This window comes from Actinophytocola sp. (assembly GCF_049647105.1).
Taxonomy (GTDB): Bacteria; Actinomycetota; Actinomycetes; order Mycobacteriales; family Pseudonocardiaceae; genus Actinophytocola.
The window spans coordinates 1-17,251 of sequence record NZ_JBARWZ010000258.1; the positions used below are offsets into that span (position 1 = coordinate 1).

Here is a 17,251-nt window from a genome sequence, read left to right on the forward strand (position 1 = left end):
GGCGCGAGCGGCGCAGGGCGCGGGGTGGGGTGGGGCGGCACAGGGCGGTTAAGGGCCCGGAGCGTGAGGCGGCAGACGGCGCAGGGCGGGGCGGCAGAGCGGCGCAGGGCGGGGCGAGCATGTGGATAGCGCAAGGCGGGCAAGCCTTTGCGCAGGGCAAGCAGCAGCGAGGCGCGAACCGCATTGAAGGGCCAATGGCACGGGCGGCGAGGCCGCGAGTGGCGAGAGCGACAAACAGCATGCGGCGGAGCGCAGCTAGCCGGGCGTCGCAGCACGGGAGCACGGGAAAGCACGGGAGACACAGCGGTAGCGAAGCGAAGCGAGCAAACAACCGCCACCACGCCGGGTCAGGAACCGACCGCACCGTGGGGGGCTTGGGGGGCTCGGCCCCCCAAAGTTATCCGAAAACGAGCCGGCGAGCGCTCTCCGCGAGCACTCGCCGGCCGAGTGGAGGTGCCGGGAATCGAACCCGGGTCCTCTGTCGCTTCAACAAGACTTCTCCGTGCGCAGTTCACTCTGCCTCTACTTGGCCCCTCCGGTCACGTGAACAAGCCGGTGTGACGGGCCCAGCCGCTGTAAGTGTCCCGTCGCAGGTCCGGGGCCAACCCGCGACGGTGAGCCTCCTAGCTGATGCCGGCAAACCGGGTCGGAGGCGACCCCGGGCCGACAGACATCGCTACTCGCTCAGGCGGCGAGTGCGACGTCGCGCTGGTTATTAACCTTGGCGCTTATTGGTTTGCAGCGACGCTTGAGGTGGCCATCTGCCTGCACCTGCACGCTTCCCTTGAATCAACGTCCAGAGTCGAAACCGTTCACCCCCTCGTGGTGACTATGTCTCCCCAAGTCTAACGCGCCGGGCGCCGTGGATCATCCCGGTTACGGAGGTAGGGATAACCCCACCATGAACTGTGCGGTCCTCCTCATGGTCCAGCCGCTCCCGGCGCGGGATCCTGGTCTTGCGACACCGACGAAGGAGACCAGAGATGACCACCACGACCGAGCGCGACGGTTCGCGGCCGAACCCTCCGCTGCTGGGTGCGCTCGCGTACCTGGTGATGAACCTGCCGATCGGGATCGCGTCGTTCGTGTTCGTCGTGACGACGATGGCGGTGGGGGTGAGCACCGTGATCATCTGGGTGGGGCTGGCGGTGCTCGCGGTGGCGGTGCTTGGCATGCGGGGCATGGCGACCCTGGAGCGGCTGCGTGTGCGGACGATGCTGGGCACGTACGTGGCCTCGCCGTACCGTCCGGCCGGGGAGAAGTCCCGCTGGCTGAGCCGCGTGAAGGACCCGGCGACCTGGAAGGACATGGTTTACCTGGTCCTCATGCTGCCGATCGGCATCGCGGAGTTCACGATCACGGTGGTGGCGTGGTCGGTGGCCATGTACCTGACGCTGCTGCCGCTGTACTGGAACTGGATGCCGGGCGACTGGCAGATCGTCATGTGGAACCACCCGGTGGTGAGCATCGACTCGTGGGTGGGCACGCTGCCGTTCGCGGGGCTGGGTGTGATGGTGCTGGCGCTGGCGATCATCGTGACGAGGGGTCTCGGCACGCTGCACGCTGTGTACGCCAGGGCGATGCTGGGCCCGAGCGAGCGGCACATCGCGAAGCTGGAGGGTCTGTCGACCGCCGGCGCGATCGACTGGTCGAGCGAGTGGCCGTCGAACTCGGCGAACTACCGGCCGGTGACACGATGACGAACCCCGCGCCGGATCAGGCGCCGCTGTATTTGGTCCCGGCAGACGAGCAGGTGGATGCTGGCACCGTGGCACTGCCCAGCCAGAACCCGGCCACGTCGGCCGCTCCCGCCCACGAGCAGGAGCAACCCCAGCCGCCGCTGGTCAGCAGGGGTTTCCGCGCCGCGGGTTTCATGATCGCCGCGTTCCCGGTCAACCTGCTGGCCTTCGTCCTGATCGTGACGTTGTTCTCGGTCGGGGTCGGCACGCTGGTGGTCTGGCTGGGGCTGGTGGTGCTGCTGCTGGCGACGAAGGTGGTGTTCGGGTTCGCGGCGACGAACCGGGCGCTGATCCGCAGCGCGCTGGGCGTGGACATCCCGGCACCAACCATCGCCTACGACGAGTCCGGCTCGTTCTGGCAGCGCTACCTGCGCAAGCTCACCCACCCGCAGATGTGGCGCAACCTCGCGTACCTGCTGCTGGCGTTCCCGCTGGCGTGTTTCGAGTTGCCGCTGGCGCTGGTCGGCATCGTGATCCTGCCGGTGGGACTGTTCGTGCTGCCGGTGGTCGCGGCTGTGCACATCCTGCTGGCGAAGTGGCTGCTCGGCCCGACCGAGACCGAGGAGCTGACGGAGAAGGCCGAGCGCCTGCAGGCGTCCCGCGCCCGCGGTGTGGACTCGGCGGAGGCCGAGCGGCGGCGCATCGAGCGCGACCTGCACGACGGCGCGCAGCAGCGGCTGGTCGCGGTGGCCATGGGGCTCGGCAGGGCGAAGACGAAGATGGACGCCGACCCGGACGCGGCGAAGGCACTGATCGACGAGGCGCACGCGGACGCGAAGCTCGCCGTGTCGGAGCTGCGTGACCTGGCCCGCGGCATCTACCCGGCGGTGCTCGGCGACCGCGGTCTTGATGCGGCGCTGTCGTCGCTGGCGGCGAAGTGCCCGATCCCGGTCGAGGTGAACGTGCGGATCGACCCTCGGCCACCGGCGGCGGTGGAGTCGACGGCGTACTTCATCGTCGGCGAGTGCCTCACCAACATCGCGAAGCACGCGGGTGCCACGGAGGCAAGGGTCAACGCGTGGCGCGAGGAACGGCCGACCGGCGACCTCGTGATCGTGGAGATCACCGACGACGGCAACGGTGGCGCGTCGATGCGGATGGGCGGTGGGCTGTCTGGCCTCGCGGACCGGGCTGCCACGATTGACGGCGTGATGACGGTGGTGAGCCCCATCGGCGGGCCGACAGTGATCAGGGCGGACCTGCCATGCGCGTGGTGATCGCGGAGGATTCGGTGCTGCTGCGGGCAGGCATCCAACGCCTGCTCGCGGACGAGGGCATCGACGTGGTGGCCGCGATGGAGGACGGCGACGGCCTTCTCGTCGCGGTGAGCGAACACCGCCCCGACCTGGCGATCGTGGACGTGCGGATGCCTCCGTCGTTCACCGACGAGGGCCTGCGCGCGGCGTTGAAGGCACGTGAGCAGCAGCCCGGGTTGCCGGTGCTGGTGCTGTCGCAGTACGTGGAGGAGCGCTACGCGGTGGAGCTCCTGTCCGGCGGCGCGGGCGGTGTCGGTTACCTGCTGAAGGAGCGGGTGGCCGACGTCGCCGAGTTCGTCGACGCGGTGCAGCGAGTCGCGGGTGGCGGCACGTGCATCGACCAGGAGGTGATCGCCCAGCTCATGGCACGCGGCCGACGAAACCCGATCGACGTTCTCACGCCCCGGGAGCGCGAGGTCCTGGGGCTGATGGCGCAGGGGCTGACCAACGTGGCGATCGCCAAGTCGTTGACGGTGTCCGACGGTGCGGTCGAGAAGCACGTCGGGAACATCTTCTCGAAGCTGGGGCTCGAGCCGAGCTCCGAGGAGCACCGGCGGGTCCGGGCCGTGCTGACGTTCCTGGAGCGGGCGTAGGCCCGGCAGACCACGAGAGGGCCATCGCCTGCGGGATCGGCGAGGGCCCTCTCGTCTGTCAGGCTGCCGCGGCCGCGGCGGTGCGGGCCGGGGCGAGTGCCACCGCCAGCACCTCCCGCACGTCACTCGCCAGGTGGACGGTCAGTTCTTCCAGCACGGCGGCGGGCACGTCCTCCAGATCCGGCTCGTTGCGCTTCGGGAGCACGACGTCGGTGATGCCCGCCCGGTGCGCGGCCAGCAGTTTCTGCTTCACGCCACCGATCGGCAGCACCCGGCCGGTCAGCGACACCTCACCGGTCATCGCGATGTCCGAACGCACCGGCCGGTCCGACAGGAGCGACGCGAGCGCGGTCGTCATGGTCACGCCTGCCGACGGGCCGTCCTTCGGCACCGCGCCCGCCGGGACGTGGACGTGGACACCGTGCTCGGCCAGCGTCGACACGGGGATGCCCAGCGCGGACCCGTGGGACCGCAGGTACGACAGCGCGATCTGCGCCGACTCCTTCATCACGTCACCCAGCTGCCCGGTGAGCGTGACGCCCGTGGCACCCGAGTCCTTCGACGCGACCGACGCCTCGACGAACAACACGTCACCACCGGCGCCGGTCACCGCGAGGCCCGTCGCGACACCCGGCACCGCGGTCCGCTCGGCGGACTCCGGCGTGAACTTCGGCTGACCAAGGTAGGTCCGCAGGTCACCGATGTCGACGGTCAGCGGCAACGTCACCGAACCGAGCGACAGTGACGCGGTGATCTTGCGGAGCACCCGTGCGATCGACCGTTCCAGTTGCCGCACCCCTGCCTCGCGGGTGTACTCCCCCGCCATCAGGCGCAGCGTGTCGTCGGTCAGCGTCACCTCGTCGGCGGCCAGGCCCGCGCGTTCCAGCTGCCGGGGCAGCAGGTGGTCGCGGGCGATCGTGACCTTCTCGTCCTCGGTATAGCCGTCGAGCGCGACCAGCTCCATGCGGTCCAGCAGTGGCGCGGGAATCGACTCGATGACGTTCGCGGTCGCCAGGAACACCACGTCCGACAGGTCGAGCTCGACCTCCAGGTAGTGGTCGCGGAACGTGTGGTTCTGCGCGGGGTCCAGCACCTCGAGCAGTGCCGCGGTCGGGTCGCCCCGGTAGTCCGAGCCGACCTTGTCGATCTCGTCGAGCAGCACGACGGGGTTCATCGAGCCTGCCTCGGAGATGGCGCGGACGATGCGGCCGGGCAGCGCACCGACGTACGTGCGCCGGTGGCCGCGGATCTCCGCCTCGTCCCGGATGCCGCCGAGCGCGACCCGCACGAACTTGCGGCCCATGGCCCGCGCGACCGACTCGCCCAGCGACGTCTTGCCGACCCCGGGAGGACCGGCGAGCGCCAGCACGGCACCGCTGCGGCGGCCGCCGACGACGCCGAGACCGCGCTCCTCGCGGCGCTTGCGCACCGCCAGGTACTCGATGATCCGTTCCTTCACATCGTCGAGCCCGGCGTGGTCGGCGTCCAGGATCTCCCTGGCGCCCCCGATGTCGTAGGCGTCGTCGGTGCGGGTGTTCCACGGCACCTCCAGCACCGTGTCCAGCCACGTGCGGATCCACCCGACCTCGGGCGACTGGTCGGAGGTGCGCTCCAGCTTGTCGACCTCGGCGAGCGCGGCGTCCTTCACCTTCTCCGGCAGGTCGGCTGCCTCGACACGGGCGCGGTAGTCCTGCTCCTCGGTGTCGGGCTTGCCGTCCAGCTCGGCCAGCTCCTTGCGGATGGCACTGAGCTGCTGGCGCAGCAGGAACTCCCGCTGCTGGCGCTCCATGCCTTCCTTGACGTCCTTGCGGATGGTCTCCGCGACGTCCAGTTCGGCCAGGTGGTCACGGGTCCACTCGAGCAGGTTCTCCAGCCGCTCGGTCACGTCGGCGGTCTCCAGCAGCCACAGCTTCTGCTCGTCGTCCAGCCAGGTGGCGTAGCCGGCCATGTCGGCGAGCGCGGACGGGTCGGCCTCGGACTGCACCGAGTCGACGACCTGCCACGCACCCCGCTCCTGGAGCATGGTGATGACCAGCGCCTTGTACTCCTTGGCCAGCTCACGCGTGCGGTCGGTCACCGGCGCCGGGTCGGCCACCTCGACCTCGACCCACAGCGCGGCCCCCGGGCCGGTGGTGCCGGCTCCGATGCGGACGCGTTCGGTGCCGCGGACCACGGCCGCCCGTTCCCCGCCGGGCATGCGCCCGACCTGCTCGACGACGCCGAGCACCCCGGCCCGCGCGTACCTGCCCTCCAGGCGCGGCACCATCACCACGCGTGGCTTGTCCCCCTCGGCGACCGCCTGCGCGGCCTCCACCGCGGCCCTGACCTCGGTGCCGTCGGTGCCGGCCATGCGGATCGGCACGACCATCCCCGGCAGCAGCACCGTGTCGTCCAGCGGCAGCACCGGGAGCGTCAACGACTCTGCCATGAGTTCACCCTCCAAAGTTGAGTCTGTCCTACTCAACCCAGGAGGGAGTCCGGTTGTTTCCGCTGGCTGTTCGCCCAGAGAGATCAGAGGGAGAGCAGTCGCCGCGGCGTCTCCCACAGCACCGCACGCAGAAAGGACTCGCCGAGACGGTCGTCCTCGGCGGCCCAGCCCGCGATGACCCGCAGCTGGGTGGCGTACTCGTACGGGATGGAGGGGAAGTCGGTGCCGAGCGCGATCCGGTCGGCGTGCCCGGCGAGGCGGGCGGCCCAGTCACGGGGCAGCAGCTCGTCTGACCGGTTGAACGGGACCCCGACCATCGTGGTGTCGAGGTGCACGCCCGGGTAGCGGTCGGCGAGGTCGAGCGCGAGGGCGTACTCGGGTGCCCCGGCGTGCGCGAGCACCGCGACCAGCCGCGGGTGACGGCGCAGCACGTCGGCGAAGACGTCGAGCCCGGTGTACTTGCCCGCGACCGGACCGTGCCCGCAGTGGATGACGACCGGCACCCCGGCCTCGGCGAGCAGGCCCCACACGGATTCGAGCAGCTCGTCGCGCGGGTCGTAGGCACCGACCTGCACGTGCGACTTCACGCACCGGGCGCCCTGGTCGATGGCGTCGGCGAGGTAGCGAGCGACTCCCGGTTCGGGGAAGAACGTGGCGGTCGGCACGGCCTCAGGGGTGTTCGCCGCGAAGTCGCGTACCCACTCGTTGAGCCACGCCGCCATGCCGGGCTTGTGCGGGTAGACGAGCGGCGCGAACCGGACAACACCCAGGTCACGCAGGATCTCGAGGCGTTCCTCGGCGGGCAGGCGGTAGTGGATGGGCCATTCGGTGCCGTACTCGGCGCCGGCCCGGTCGAAGAACTCCCACACCTTCTTCTGCACGGGGTCGGGCAGGAAGTGGACGTGCAGGTCGGTCAGCCCGGGGAGGCCCAGCGCTCTGGTGAACGCCGGGACCTCAGAATCGGACCCGGGGGTCAATAGCGGCCCTTCATCGCCCTGCCGTGCGCGCGGGAGATCTCGCGCTCCGCGTCCCGCTTGGCGAGCGACTGCCGCTTGTCGTACTCCTTCTTGCCCTTGCCCAGCGCGAGTTCGACCTTGACCTTGCCGTCCTTGAAGTACAGGGACAGCGGCACCAGCGACAGGCCGCCCTCGCGCGTCTTGCCGATGAGGCGCTCGATCTCGCCCCGGTGCAGCAGGAGCTTGCGGGTGCGGCGCGGCGTGTGGTTGGTCCACGTGCCGAGCACGTACTCCGGGATGTGGAGGTTACGCAGCCACACCTCGCCGTCGTCGACCGTGGCGAACGCGTCCACGAGCGACGCCCGGCCAAGGCGCAGCGACTTCACCTCGGTGCCCATCAGGGCGATCCCGGCCTCGTAGGTGTCAAGGATCGCGTAGTTGTGCCGCGCCTTGCGGTTCTGCGCGATCACCTTCTGGCCACGTTCCTTCGACATGGGGACAACTCTACGTGTGCACGCACGCCGTTTACTGGCGCACGTACAGGCGAAGCGTCACGTAGCCGGTGATCGCCGAGATACCGATGGCGGTGAGCAGGAGCCACGGCGCGACCAGCAGGATGTCGAGCCCTTCGATCGGTCTGATCACGCCCGCGGCGAACGGCCCCGCGAGTAGCCGGTCGAGGAACCAGAGTTTCGCCAGCACCAGGAGCCCGATCGCGAGGACCGCACCGATCAGACCCGCGACCACCGCCTCCAGGAGGAACGGCAGCTGGGTATACCAGCGGGTCGCGCCGACGAGGCGCATGATGCCGACTTCTGTCCGCCTCGTGAACGCGGAGACCTGGACGGTGTTGGAGATCAGCAGGAGCGCGGCCACGGCCTGGATCAGCGCGACCACGAACGTGAGATCTCGGACCCCGTTCAACGCGCCGAAGAACCGGTCGAGGAACTCGCTCTGGTCCGCGATCGAGTCGACGCCCACCTGCCCGGAGAACGTCTGGATGATCACTTCCGGCCGGTCGGGGTCGAAGAGCTTGACGTTGAACGACGCGGGCAGTGCCTCCGGCCTGGCGAGCTTCACCAGCTCGGGCTGCGACGCGAAGATCTCCTTGAACCGCTTGTAGGCCTGGTCGCGGTTCTCGAAGGTGACCGACTCGACGGCCGGGTCGTTCTCGAGGTCCGTGCGCAGGGTGCGGCACGGGTCCTTCTGACATTCCTTGTCGTTCGCGCTGATGTCGTTGGTCAGGTAGACGTTGACCTGCAGCTTGTCCTCGTAGACGGCCTGCGTCTTGTCGATCATCCGCACGACGAGGAGACCGCCACCGAGCAGCAGCAGCGAGACCATCGTGGTGAGGATCATCGCGACGGTCATTGTCACGTTTCTGCGGAGGCCGGTCAGGACCTCGCTGAAGACAAAGCTGGCACGCATCGGGGGAAGGCGTCCTTGTGGTCTGGAGGGCGGGGGTGTGGGGGTCTTTCTAACGGCCTACGCCGTAAACCCCTCGTGAGTCGTCGCGCACGACCTGGCCGAGCGACAGTTCCACGACCCGGCGCCGCATGGAGTCGACGATCGAGTGGTCGTGGGTCGCCATCAGCACGGTCGTGCCGGTGCGGTTGATCCGCTCCAGCAGCAGCATGATGTCCTGGCTGGTGTCGGGGTCCAGGTTTCCGGTCGGCTCGTCGGCGAGCAGCATCAGCGGCCGGTTGACGAACGCGCGTGCGATCGCGACGCGCTGCTGCTCACCACCGGACAGTTCGTGCGGCATGCGCGCGGACTTGCCCTCGAGGCCGACGAGCTCCAGCACCTCGGGCACCACCTTGCGGATGGTGTTGCGCGGCTTGCCGATGACCTCGAGCGCGAAGGCGACGTTCTCCGCGACGGTCTTGTTGTGCAGCAGCCGGAAGTCCTGGAAGACGCAGCCGATGGACTGGCGCAGGCGGGGGACCCTGCGCCGGGACATGCGTACGACGTCGAAGTTCGCGACGTACACGCGCCCCTTGGTTGGCACTTCTTCACGCAGCAGCAGCCGGAGGAAGGTCGATTTACCCGACCCGGATGCACCGATGAGGAAGACGAACTCACCTTTGTCCATCTCGACGGTTACGTCCTCCAGCGCAGGGCGCGTGGAGGTCTTGTACACCTTCGAAACGTGTTCGAGCCGGATCACGAGGCGCGAGTCTACCTACATCCGTTATCGACCTGTTGCCTTGGGAGTCGAAGACGCTGACCAGCCAAGATCGACAAGGCACCACCGGAGGCGGCCGTCGGCCCCCCGAAACCCAGCGTAACCGCGACAACCGACACGAACCGCCCCTTCGGCGAAGGCTGTGGACAACCACCCAGACTGTGGACAACCCCACATCCAGACGCCGCGCACACCCGGCACCGTCGGCCCTCGGCACTACGCTGGATCACGGGGGCCGGCGGCCGCCGAGCACCGATGGGTGTCGGCCTGGTCAAGCCCGCTTCGCGGGTGCGATCACACGGCCTGTGTGCGCCGCCAGCGGATGCCTGCCTCGAGGAAACCGTCGATCTCCCCGTCCAGCACGCTCGACGGGTTGCCGACCTCGAACTCGGTCCGCAGGTCCTTGACCATCTGGTACGGGTGCAGCACGTAGGACCGCATCTGGTTGCCCCATGATGAGCCGCCGTCGCCCTTGAGCGCGTCCATCTCCGCGCGCTCCTCGAGCCGCTTGCGCTCGAGGAGCTTCGCCTGCAGCACTCGCATGGCGGCGGCACGGTTCTGGATCTGCGACTTCTCGTTCTGACAGGACACCACGATCCCGGACGGGATGTGTGTGATGCGCACCGCCGAGTCGGTCGTGTTGACGCTCTGCCCACCTGGCCCCGACGACCGGAACACGTCGATCCGGATGTCCTTCTCCGGGATGTCGACGCTGTCGACGGCCTCCACGAACGGCAGCACCTCGACCCCGGCGAACGACGTCTGCCGCCGCCCCTGGTTGTCGAACGGCGAGATGCGCACGAGCCGGTGGGTGCCCTGCTCGACGGACAGCGTCCCGTACGCGTAGGGCGCGGTGACCTTGAACGTCGCCGACTTGATGCCGGCCTCCTCCGCGTAGGAGGTGTCGTAGACCTCCGACGCGTAGCCGTGCCGCTCCGCCCACCGCAGGTACATGCGCAGCAGCATCTCCGCCCAGTCCGCGGCGTCGACCCCGCCGGCCTCCGACCGGATGGTGACGATCGCGTCGCGTTCGTCGTACTCACCGGACAGCAGTGTGCGCACCTCAATGGACGCGATGTCGGCGTGCAGCCGTTCACGCTCCGCTTCCGCCTCGGCACGCGCGTCGGCCGAACCCTCTTCCTCCGCGAGCTCGTACATCACGCCGAGATCGTCGAGCCGCTGTCGCAGCTCCTCGATCCGCCGCAGCTCACTCTGCTTGTGGGAGAGCTGGCTCGTCACCTTCTGCGCCGAGTCGGGGTCGTCCCACAAGTCCGGACGGGCGGCCTGCTGCTCCAGATCCGCGATCTGGGCACGCAAGGCGTCCAGGTCCGACACGGCCTCGACGCTGGCGAGGGTGTCGGACAGTTCTTTCATGTCAGCTGCGACGTCCGGGTTCACGTCTTCAGAATCTACCGTGAACCCGCACGCCGCCCGCTTCTGGCGACCGTTTCAGGAGGTGGGAATGGAGTCGAGCAGCTTGAGGACCGCCTTCGCCCTCGCCACCCCGAACTCGGCGACCGCCTTCGAGTAGGCGCCGTCCGCGGCCTTGACCGCCGACCTCGCCGACTCATGCTCTTCCGAATAGACCTTCTTCGCCGACTCGATGAGTGCGGCCCGCTGTTTGATCGTCAGCGCGTCCGCGTGGACGAGCCTCAGGATCAGCGGGCTGCGGAGATGATCGGGACCGGGCTCGCTGCCCAGCCACCCTTTGAACGCCTTCTTGCCCGCGGCGGTCACCAGATATTGCTGGCTGGACCGCGGCCCCTGCTTACCGAGCCGGACAAGACCGGCGTCGGCGAGTGCGGGGAGCTCGCGGTAGACCTGACTCCGCGTGACACTGAAGAACGACCCAAATCGATCACGGGCGGCCGAGACCAATTGCCCACCAGTAGCCGGACCTTCGTGCAGCAGCCCGAGAAGGGCAGCGGCAGTTGCATTCAGTTCAGACACCTTACCACCGTGCCACGAACACAAGCAGGTGTCCACAGTGGCCGGGACATCTGTCCACTGTGGCTGGTGGGCTTTCAGGGGGCTGTTGCGGGGAGTTTCAGTCGAACAGTACGCCGAGATTCCTGATCTCGCTGGCAGCCAAGGAATCCTTCGCATCGCGAAACAACTTCACGATCTGTTCCACTCCGCAACCCTTGTACCAGCGGAAATGGCGAAACGCCCGCGCGCGCCCGGCCCGCACATCACCGTCCTCACCCCACTCGTCGCGACCGTGCCGGAACCGAGGAACCGCGCTTCTCCGGCCGAATTCCGGCGTTCGGAGGCCACAAGTAAGGCCACTACTCCATCCGGGTAAACATCTGCGGAACCCCCCGACAATGCCCGTTCTCATGTCGAACTCGACCGGCCGACCGCGACCGTCGCACGCGCACTTCGCCGTCGAGTCCTGTGTGGACTGCCAGTTGACAGTCAACCACAATCTGTTCGCACGTTCATGTGCACGTGCAGGCTCCGATGCACTTCGGACCGATCGCATCACGGATGTCGAATTCGGTGCCGCACCGAAGCTTCCGCCACGCTCGGCGCCGGGATGCGTTGCGAGCGGGTGACATCCGGCGCGCGGCGACGGACGGGACAGGCCAGTGGTTCAGACCTCCGCCAAATGGAGCAACGGACACCCTCCACTTGCCACACGCGCCACCGGCGGACCTCCTGGACACCCCGCCGGGCCGTCCAGCACCGAGCAACCCGACGGGAGCACGCCACCCGCCTCATCCAGCCGCCGAGTCACCCGGTCCACTCGACCCGCCCCGGCCCACCTTGCCCCCGCGCCTGCGTGGAGCCACATCGGAGCCGCCCGGCCCCCCAGGCCCACAAGGCCCCCTTTGCCCAGGTCAGCACACAAATGACCCCCCGGTGAAAACCCCTCTGGAACCGCACGTATAGTTACCGGCATAACAACAACGCGGGGTGGAGCAGCTCGGTAGCTCGCTGGGCTCATAACCCAGAGGTCGCAGGTTCGAATCCTGTCCCCGCTACCAGGGACGATGGCCCCTCGGAGATCCTCCGAGGGGCCATCGTTCTTTTGTGCCCACCGCGTAATGCGGGTCACATTCTCCCCGTCCATCCTCTCCTGTGGACACGGACAATTGGCCGGTTCGGTAGCCCACCGAACGAATTGAATCCGGTAAGCCCGTTTGCAACACAGGAAATGGCACACGGAAGACGCCCGGCATGCCGAGTCGCGTTCGGACAGTCGGAACCCACTACGGCGCCCCTGGTTCGTTTCGGACTTGGGCCGCTATTTGCTACTGTGCCGTCACAAACCAACGGGTGTGCACGCATGTCTCGTGCAACGGCGTCCAAGGGAGAGCAGCCCAGATGGCTCAGAAGGTATTGGTACAACTCGTCGACGACCTGGACGGCACCAGCTCGGAGGATGTTTCCACCGTCCTGTTCGGGTTGGACGGCGTGAGCTACGAAATCGACCTCTCGGACGACAACGCCGAGCGGTTGCGGGAAAACCTCGCCGAGTACGTCGAGTCGGCGCGGCGCACCGGCGGACGGATCAAGCGGGGCACCCGTCCGGCCCAGTCCAAAGCCGGCAACTCCGGTGAGGCAGGCCAGATCCGTGAGTGGGCACTGGAGAGCGGTTATGAGCTCGCGGGCCGTGGGCGCATTCCGTCGCACGTCGTCGAGGCCTACAAGGAGGCGCAGAGCGAGGCGAAGCAGGCGAAGTCGGGTGCGAAGCCCGCGGCAAAGCGCAGGACGCGCGCAAAGAAGAGCTGACCCCGTGTCCGCGGGGCGCGGCATGGCTCGGCATCTGCGCCCGGCAGCCGGCGGGAATTGGCACAATGCGTCGCGGTGTCAGTGTGGGGTACTTGTGCGTCCACAGTGGATAACTGGCTCTCCCTAGGTCCGTTCGACAACACCCGACGTCCGCAGTGAGACAAAGCACGGCCCTCCGTACCACCGGAGGGCCGTGCTTTTTTCGTAGGCGCGGCGCGCCGCATTCGGCACAATGCCGGATCGCGCTAGCCCTTCCAGACGAAAACGCGGCCTCCCCGGAACCAGTCCGGGAAGGCCGCGTGTTTCGGACGAACCAGTCGGCTCAGCCGCCACCGCCCGCCGGCGGGTTGGCCTTGGCCGCGTCGTACTCGCCCACGGCCTTCTCCAGCGCGGCCAGCGCCGCACCCTGTGCCTCGAAGTCACCGGACTGCTGGGCGGACTTGAGCGCCTCGAGCGCCGCACCGATGTCCTGGACCGCCTTGTCCATCGCCGGGTTGTCCCCGTCGCTCGACGGCGGCGGTGTGGTCGTGCCCGGCGGTGTCGACGGATCCGACGTGCCAGGCGGCTGGTCGCCGTCTTCCTCAGGCGGTGTCACGTCACCACCGGCGCCCGGGCCGAAGATCTCCTCCAGCGCCTTCGGCAGTGTCGGGGCGAACCCGACCCTGCCACCGAAGTACACCAGCACGCGGGCGAGCTGCGGGAACGCGTTCTCGTCCTTCTGCTCGATGTAGATCGGCTCGACATAGAGCAGACCGTCCGCGACCGGCAACGTCAGCAGGTTGCCGTAGATGACATTGACGTTCGGGTTCTGGAACAGAGTTCTGTTCTCGGTCACCTCATCGGTGGTCTCGAACTCGTTCTGAACCTGGCCAGGACCCTTCGTCTGGTCCTGGGACGGTAGTCGCAGGACTCTGAACTGGCCGTAGTCCTTCGGATCGGACGACACCGACACCCATGCCGCGAGGAACTGCCTTCGCAGCAATGTCATCGCGCTGGTGAGCTGGAACGTCGGCTCCGCCTGACCGGGCGCCTGTGCCAGCACGTAGTACGGCGGCTGGTTGGGCGCCGCACCACCGGCCTCGTTGTTGCTGCCTGTCGGGTCGGACGGCGTGTCCCAGAACGTCTGGGTCGAGAAGAACTGGCCGGCGCTCTCCACGTGGTACTGCGCGAGGAGGTCTCGCTGCACCTTGAACAGGTCTTCCGGGTAGCGGAAGTGCTCGCGGAGCGCCTGGGGGATCTCGCCGTGCTTCACGGTGCCGGGGAAGACGCTCTCCCATGCCTTCAGCACCGGGTCCTTGTCGTCGATCGAGTACAGCGTCACGGTGCCGTCGAACGCGTCGACGGTCGCCTTGACCGAGTTCCGGATGTAGCTGATGTCCCGGTTGTCCTGCCGCGCGACGCCGGTCAGCGAATCGTTGGTGACCTCACCGAGAGGGGTGCGCTGCGCGTACGGGAAGTTGTCGAGCGTGGTGTAGCCGTCGACGATCCACTGGATGCGGCCGTCGACCACCGCCGGGTACGGGTCGCCGTCGACGGTCAGCCACGGCGCGACACGGCTCACGCGTTCCCGGGGATCACGGTTGTACATGATCTTCGAGCCGTCGGTGATGTCGCTGGAGAAGAGGATGTTCCGCTCGCCGTAGTGCGCGAAGAAGACGAACCGGTCGAACCAGCCGTCGACGGAGACACCGCCCTTGCCGGTGTAGCGGTAGTCCTGGTTGACGGGGGTGTCGTACTCGCCGCGCGCGTTGACGATCGCGTAGTCGGTGGCGAGTTCGCCGTAGTAGATCCGCGGTTCGGTGACCGGGATGTCCATGTCCGCGTCGTTCTCGAGCGCTTCGATGTCGCTCACCGTGAAGACCGGGTAGCCGCCCTCGCCGCTGGACTGGCCTTCGGCCAGCGCGCGGTTGATGCGGTTGGCCGGAGCGGCGACGAAACCGTTGCCGTGGGTGTAGACGAGGTGCCGGTTGATCCAGGAGGTCTGGTTGGCGGCCAGGCGCGTGGAGTCGAGCTCACGAGCCGCGACGATGTAGTCCTGGACCTTGTTGTTGACCTTGTAGCGGTCGACGTCGAGCTTGGTCGGGAAGCCGTAGAAGTTCTCGCCGCCCTCCCGCTGGGTGAACGTGCGGGACAGGATGCTCGGGTCGAGCAGGCGGATGTTCCGGATGGTGCCGGTGTCGGCCTTGACCTTGTCGGAGGTCTCGGGGTTGACGGCGGCGTCACCCTTGTAGTCCTCGAACTTGATCTTGTCGTCGGTGAGGCCGAACGCGTACTTGGTGGCGTTGATGTTCCGTTCGATCGACATCGCCTCCTTCTCCGCCTCGTTCGGCTTGACGGAGAACTGCTGCAGCACGGTCGGCCACGCCCAGCCGACGAGGATGCTGGAGAGGATGAGCAGCACGATCGCGATGGCGGGCAGCTGCAGGTTCCTGACGAACGCGCCGACGAAGAACGCGACGGCGCAGAACCCGGCGATGAACATCAGGATGAGCTTGGCGGGCAGTACCGCGTTGAGGTCGGTGTAGGTGGCGCCGTCGAACAGCGCGTTGCGAGTGGAGAACAGCAGTTCGTAGCGCTCGAAGTAGTAGTCGACGGCGAGGATGACGACGAACAGGCCCGCGATGACGGACAGCTGCACGCGGGCGGGCACCGAGAAGTTGTCACCCTTGGTGCCGAGCCGGATACCGCCGAAGATGTAGTGGACGACGAGCGCGCCGATGCCCGCGATGGCGATCGTGACGAACAGCCACGTGATGAGCCAGCTGATGAACGGCAGCGTGAACGCGTAGAAGCCGACGTCCTTGCCGAACTCCGGGTCGGCCTGCCCGAACGACTGCGCGTTGAGCATCAGCTGCACGGGCTGCCACTCGCCCTGACCGGCCGCGCCCGCGATGGCGCCGACCACCACCGGGATGCCGATGCCGAACAGCCGCACCCGCTGCACGATGGTCGAGCGGTAGCGGGCGAGCGGGTCGTCCGCGCCGGAGACCGGCACGAACACCGGCCGCGACCGGTAGGCGATCGCGAGGCTCACCGCCAGCAGCCCGCCGACCAGCAGCCCGATCGCGAAGAACAGGATGAGCCTGGTCACGATCATGGTCGTGAACACGGAGCGGAACCCGACCTCGCCATACCAGAGCCAGTCGACGTAGGTGTCGAGCAGCCGGGCGCCGACGATCAGCACCAGGATCAGCACACCCGCGATGCTGAGCAGGACCTTGGCGCGTCGGGACAGCTTCGGCATACCGATCGGAGGCCTGGTGGCCACTGTGCACTCCCTGTGTTGACCAGTGTTCGCAAAACCTAGGGACCGCCGAAGCTGTCCTAGATGTCCAACTCTATTCCGGGCCTGTCTGGTTCCCGTTCGGGTAGGTCGAAATTGCCGAACGCGAGAATAGGAGGATGACAGGTATGTCCGCGAGCCATGCCCAGCACCTGTCCGCCGCAGCCCGAGAGGTCGACGACTTCGTGTCCACGGCCGGATGGGACCAGCCGACCCAGCTGTTCGCCCTGGTCCCGACCACCGAGCTGGTCGAGTCCCAGCCCCACCTGGCCGCCCAGGTCGACGCCGGCGCGTTCCTCACCCCTGTGGCCCAGGACCAGCTGCCCAGTGAGGACCTGGCGGAAGCGCTGGCGGGCATCATGTGGCCGGACGTCGTCCAGGGCTGCGCCATCGCCCAGGAGATCGTGGTGCTGCCCCCTGATGCGGAGGACACCCTGCCCGCCGGTGAGCAGACCGGCGACACGGACGCGCTGCGCCGCATCGCCGCGGAGCACCCGCGGCGTCGCGAGGCCCGCCTGGTGGCGGCCGTGCTCCGCGACGGCTCCGCCGCGTGCGTGCTGCGACTGAGGAACCCCGAAGGCGCCGACGAGGTCGTCGAGCACCCGGAACTGGCCCCCAACCTGACCGACGCCCTGCTGGACACCCTCCGCTGACTCTCCCGCCAGGGCCCCGCGCGGTTTGCCGGTTTGCCTGGTCGTGCGGCTTGGTCAAGCCCGCATCGGTGGATCCAGGATGAGCGTCCCGACCGCGCCGTTCAGCACACAGCCAAGCCCGCAAGTAGGCCGCAAGTCGCGAAACCGGCCGGATGCCAACCCCCACCCGTTCCCGGGGGCGTCCCGCCATGCCAGTCTACCGGCTGGTACTGACATTCCTGCGTTGTCGATCTTGACTGTGGATAACCGGGGCGGCTGTGGACAACTAGTGTCCCGTCCGGGTGGATCGGGGCACTAGTAGTGCTTTGTTATGTCGGCGTGTCGGCTTGATTGTCCTTTGTGGATGGTGGTTGTGTTGCTGGTGTGACTCCTGAGGAGATTGAGTTGGTGCGGCCGCGGTTGGTGGAGTTCACCGCGGGG

Annotated in this window: 14 protein-coding genes, 1 tRNA gene and 1 other RNA gene; 6 read left to right on the plus strand and 10 right to left on the minus strand. The window is 67.8% G+C overall.

The annotated features are described in order from the left end of the window. Positions 1-445: 445 nt before the first annotated feature. Positions 446-820, minus strand: a transfer-messenger RNA (tmRNA) gene (gene ssrA, locus WBA97_RS30630). A 163-nt stretch (positions 821-983) separates the two neighbouring features. Here ssrA and WBA97_RS30635 point away from each other — a divergent pair. From WBA97_RS30635 to WBA97_RS30645, 3 genes are all read left to right on the plus strand, one after another. Continuing rightward, positions 984-1,700: a sensor domain-containing protein gene (locus WBA97_RS30635; RefSeq protein WP_424234442.1), complete on the plus strand. Its 717-nt coding sequence runs from the start codon at positions 984-986 to the stop codon at positions 1,698-1,700. A gap of 173 nt (positions 1,701-1,873) precedes the next feature. After that, the gene (locus WBA97_RS30640; RefSeq protein ID WP_424234454.1) at positions 1,874-2,956 is read left to right on the plus strand and encodes a sensor histidine kinase; all 1,083 of its coding nucleotides are present in this window, start codon (positions 1,874-1,876) and stop codon (positions 2,954-2,956) included. After that, positions 2,944-3,588 carry a response regulator gene (locus WBA97_RS30645; RefSeq protein WP_424234443.1) on the plus strand — a complete coding sequence of 215 codons (645 nt, stop codon included), beginning with the start codon at positions 2,944-2,946 and terminating at the stop codon, positions 3,586-3,588. Before WBA97_RS30640 ends, WBA97_RS30645 begins: the two co-directional genes overlap by 13 nt. Before the next feature lie 58 nt (positions 3,589-3,646). Here the strand turns inward: WBA97_RS30645 and lon are convergent, their stop codons facing one another. From lon to WBA97_RS30685, 8 genes are all read right to left on the minus strand, one after another. Continuing rightward, positions 3,647-6,016: an endopeptidase La gene (lon, locus tag WBA97_RS30650; RefSeq protein ID WP_424234444.1), complete on the minus strand. Its 2,370-nt coding sequence runs from the start codon at positions 6,014-6,016 to the stop codon at positions 3,647-3,649. Positions 6,017-6,099: 83 nt separating this feature from the next. Next, positions 6,100-6,993, minus strand: a complete 894-nt coding sequence (locus WBA97_RS30655) for an amidohydrolase family protein (RefSeq protein ID WP_424234445.1) — start codon at positions 6,991-6,993, stop codon at positions 6,100-6,102. Beyond that, positions 6,990-7,466 carry an SsrA-binding protein SmpB gene (gene smpB, locus WBA97_RS30660; protein WP_424234446.1) on the minus strand — a complete coding sequence of 159 codons (477 nt, stop codon included), beginning with the start codon at positions 7,464-7,466 and terminating at the stop codon, positions 6,990-6,992. The genes WBA97_RS30655 and smpB overlap by 4 nt, the downstream gene beginning before the upstream one ends. Positions 7,467-7,497: 31 nt before the next feature. After that, positions 7,498-8,400 carry a permease-like cell division protein FtsX gene (gene ftsX, locus WBA97_RS30665; protein ID WP_424234447.1) on the minus strand — a complete coding sequence of 301 codons (903 nt, stop codon included), beginning with the start codon at positions 8,398-8,400 and terminating at the stop codon, positions 7,498-7,500. 49 nt (positions 8,401-8,449) lie between these two features. Beyond that, positions 8,450-9,139: a cell division ATP-binding protein FtsE gene (gene ftsE, locus WBA97_RS30670; RefSeq protein WP_424234448.1), complete on the minus strand. Its 690-nt coding sequence runs from the start codon at positions 9,137-9,139 to the stop codon at positions 8,450-8,452. A gap of 312 nt (positions 9,140-9,451) precedes the next feature. Continuing rightward, positions 9,452-10,555, minus strand: coding sequence for a peptide chain release factor 2 (prfB, locus tag WBA97_RS30675; RefSeq protein WP_424234449.1), 1,104 nt, complete (start codon positions 10,553-10,555; stop codon positions 9,452-9,454). Between the two features lie 51 nt (positions 10,556-10,606). Next, entirely contained in the window at positions 10,607-11,107 is a 501-nt protein-coding gene (locus WBA97_RS30680; RefSeq protein ID WP_424234450.1) for a PadR family transcriptional regulator, read from the minus strand. A gap of 97 nt (positions 11,108-11,204) precedes the next feature. After that, positions 11,205-11,348, minus strand: a complete 144-nt coding sequence (locus WBA97_RS30685) for a hypothetical protein (RefSeq protein ID WP_424234451.1) — start codon at positions 11,346-11,348, stop codon at positions 11,205-11,207. A 722-nt stretch (positions 11,349-12,070) separates the two neighbouring features. Between WBA97_RS30685 and WBA97_RS30690 the strand changes: the two genes are divergently transcribed. Both WBA97_RS30690 and WBA97_RS30695 read left to right on the plus strand, forming a co-directional pair. Continuing rightward, positions 12,071-12,147: transfer RNA gene (locus WBA97_RS30690), tRNA-Met, on the plus strand. 340 nt (positions 12,148-12,487) lie between these two features. After that, positions 12,488-12,895, plus strand: a complete 408-nt coding sequence (locus WBA97_RS30695) for a histone-like nucleoid-structuring protein Lsr2 (protein ID WP_424234452.1) — start codon at positions 12,488-12,490, stop codon at positions 12,893-12,895. A gap of 322 nt (positions 12,896-13,217) precedes the next feature. Here WBA97_RS30695 and WBA97_RS30700 read toward each other — a convergent pair whose 3' ends face one another. After that, positions 13,218-16,163: a UPF0182 family protein gene (locus WBA97_RS30700; RefSeq protein ID WP_424234453.1), complete on the minus strand. Its 2,946-nt coding sequence runs from the start codon at positions 16,161-16,163 to the stop codon at positions 13,218-13,220. 143 nt (positions 16,164-16,306) lie between these two features. Here WBA97_RS30700 and WBA97_RS30705 point away from each other — a divergent pair, with 143 nt between their 5' ends. After that, positions 16,307-16,831, plus strand: a complete 525-nt coding sequence (locus WBA97_RS30705; RefSeq protein WP_424234455.1) for a PPA1309 family protein — start codon at positions 16,307-16,309, stop codon at positions 16,829-16,831. Positions 16,832-17,251: the final 420 nt, after the last annotated feature.

Bases quoted from the DNA above. Each gene is read 5' to 3' on its own strand.
- WBA97_RS30705 (WP_424234455.1), top strand. From the start codon at position 16,307: ATGTCCGCGAGCCATGCCCAGCACCTGTCCGCCGCAGCCCGAGAGGTC.
- WBA97_RS30695 (WP_424234452.1), top strand. From the start codon at position 12,488: ATGGCTCAGAAGGTATTGGTACAACTCGTCGACGACCTGGACGGCACC.
- smpB (WP_424234446.1), bottom strand. From the start codon at position 7,466: ATGTCGAAGGAACGTGGCCAGAAGGTGATCGCGCAGAACCGCAAGGCG.
- lon (WP_424234444.1), bottom strand. From the start codon at position 6,016: ATGGCAGAGTCGTTGACGCTCCCGGTGCTGCCGCTGGACGACACGGTG.
- ftsX (WP_424234447.1), bottom strand. From the start codon at position 8,400: ATGCGTGCCAGCTTTGTCTTCAGCGAGGTCCTGACCGGCCTCCGCAGA.
- WBA97_RS30640 (WP_424234454.1), top strand. From the start codon at position 1,874: ATGATCGCCGCGTTCCCGGTCAACCTGCTGGCCTTCGTCCTGATCGTG.
- WBA97_RS30645 (WP_424234443.1), top strand. From the start codon at position 2,944: ATGCGCGTGGTGATCGCGGAGGATTCGGTGCTGCTGCGGGCAGGCATC.
- WBA97_RS30635 (WP_424234442.1), top strand. From the start codon at position 984: ATGACCACCACGACCGAGCGCGACGGTTCGCGGCCGAACCCTCCGCTG.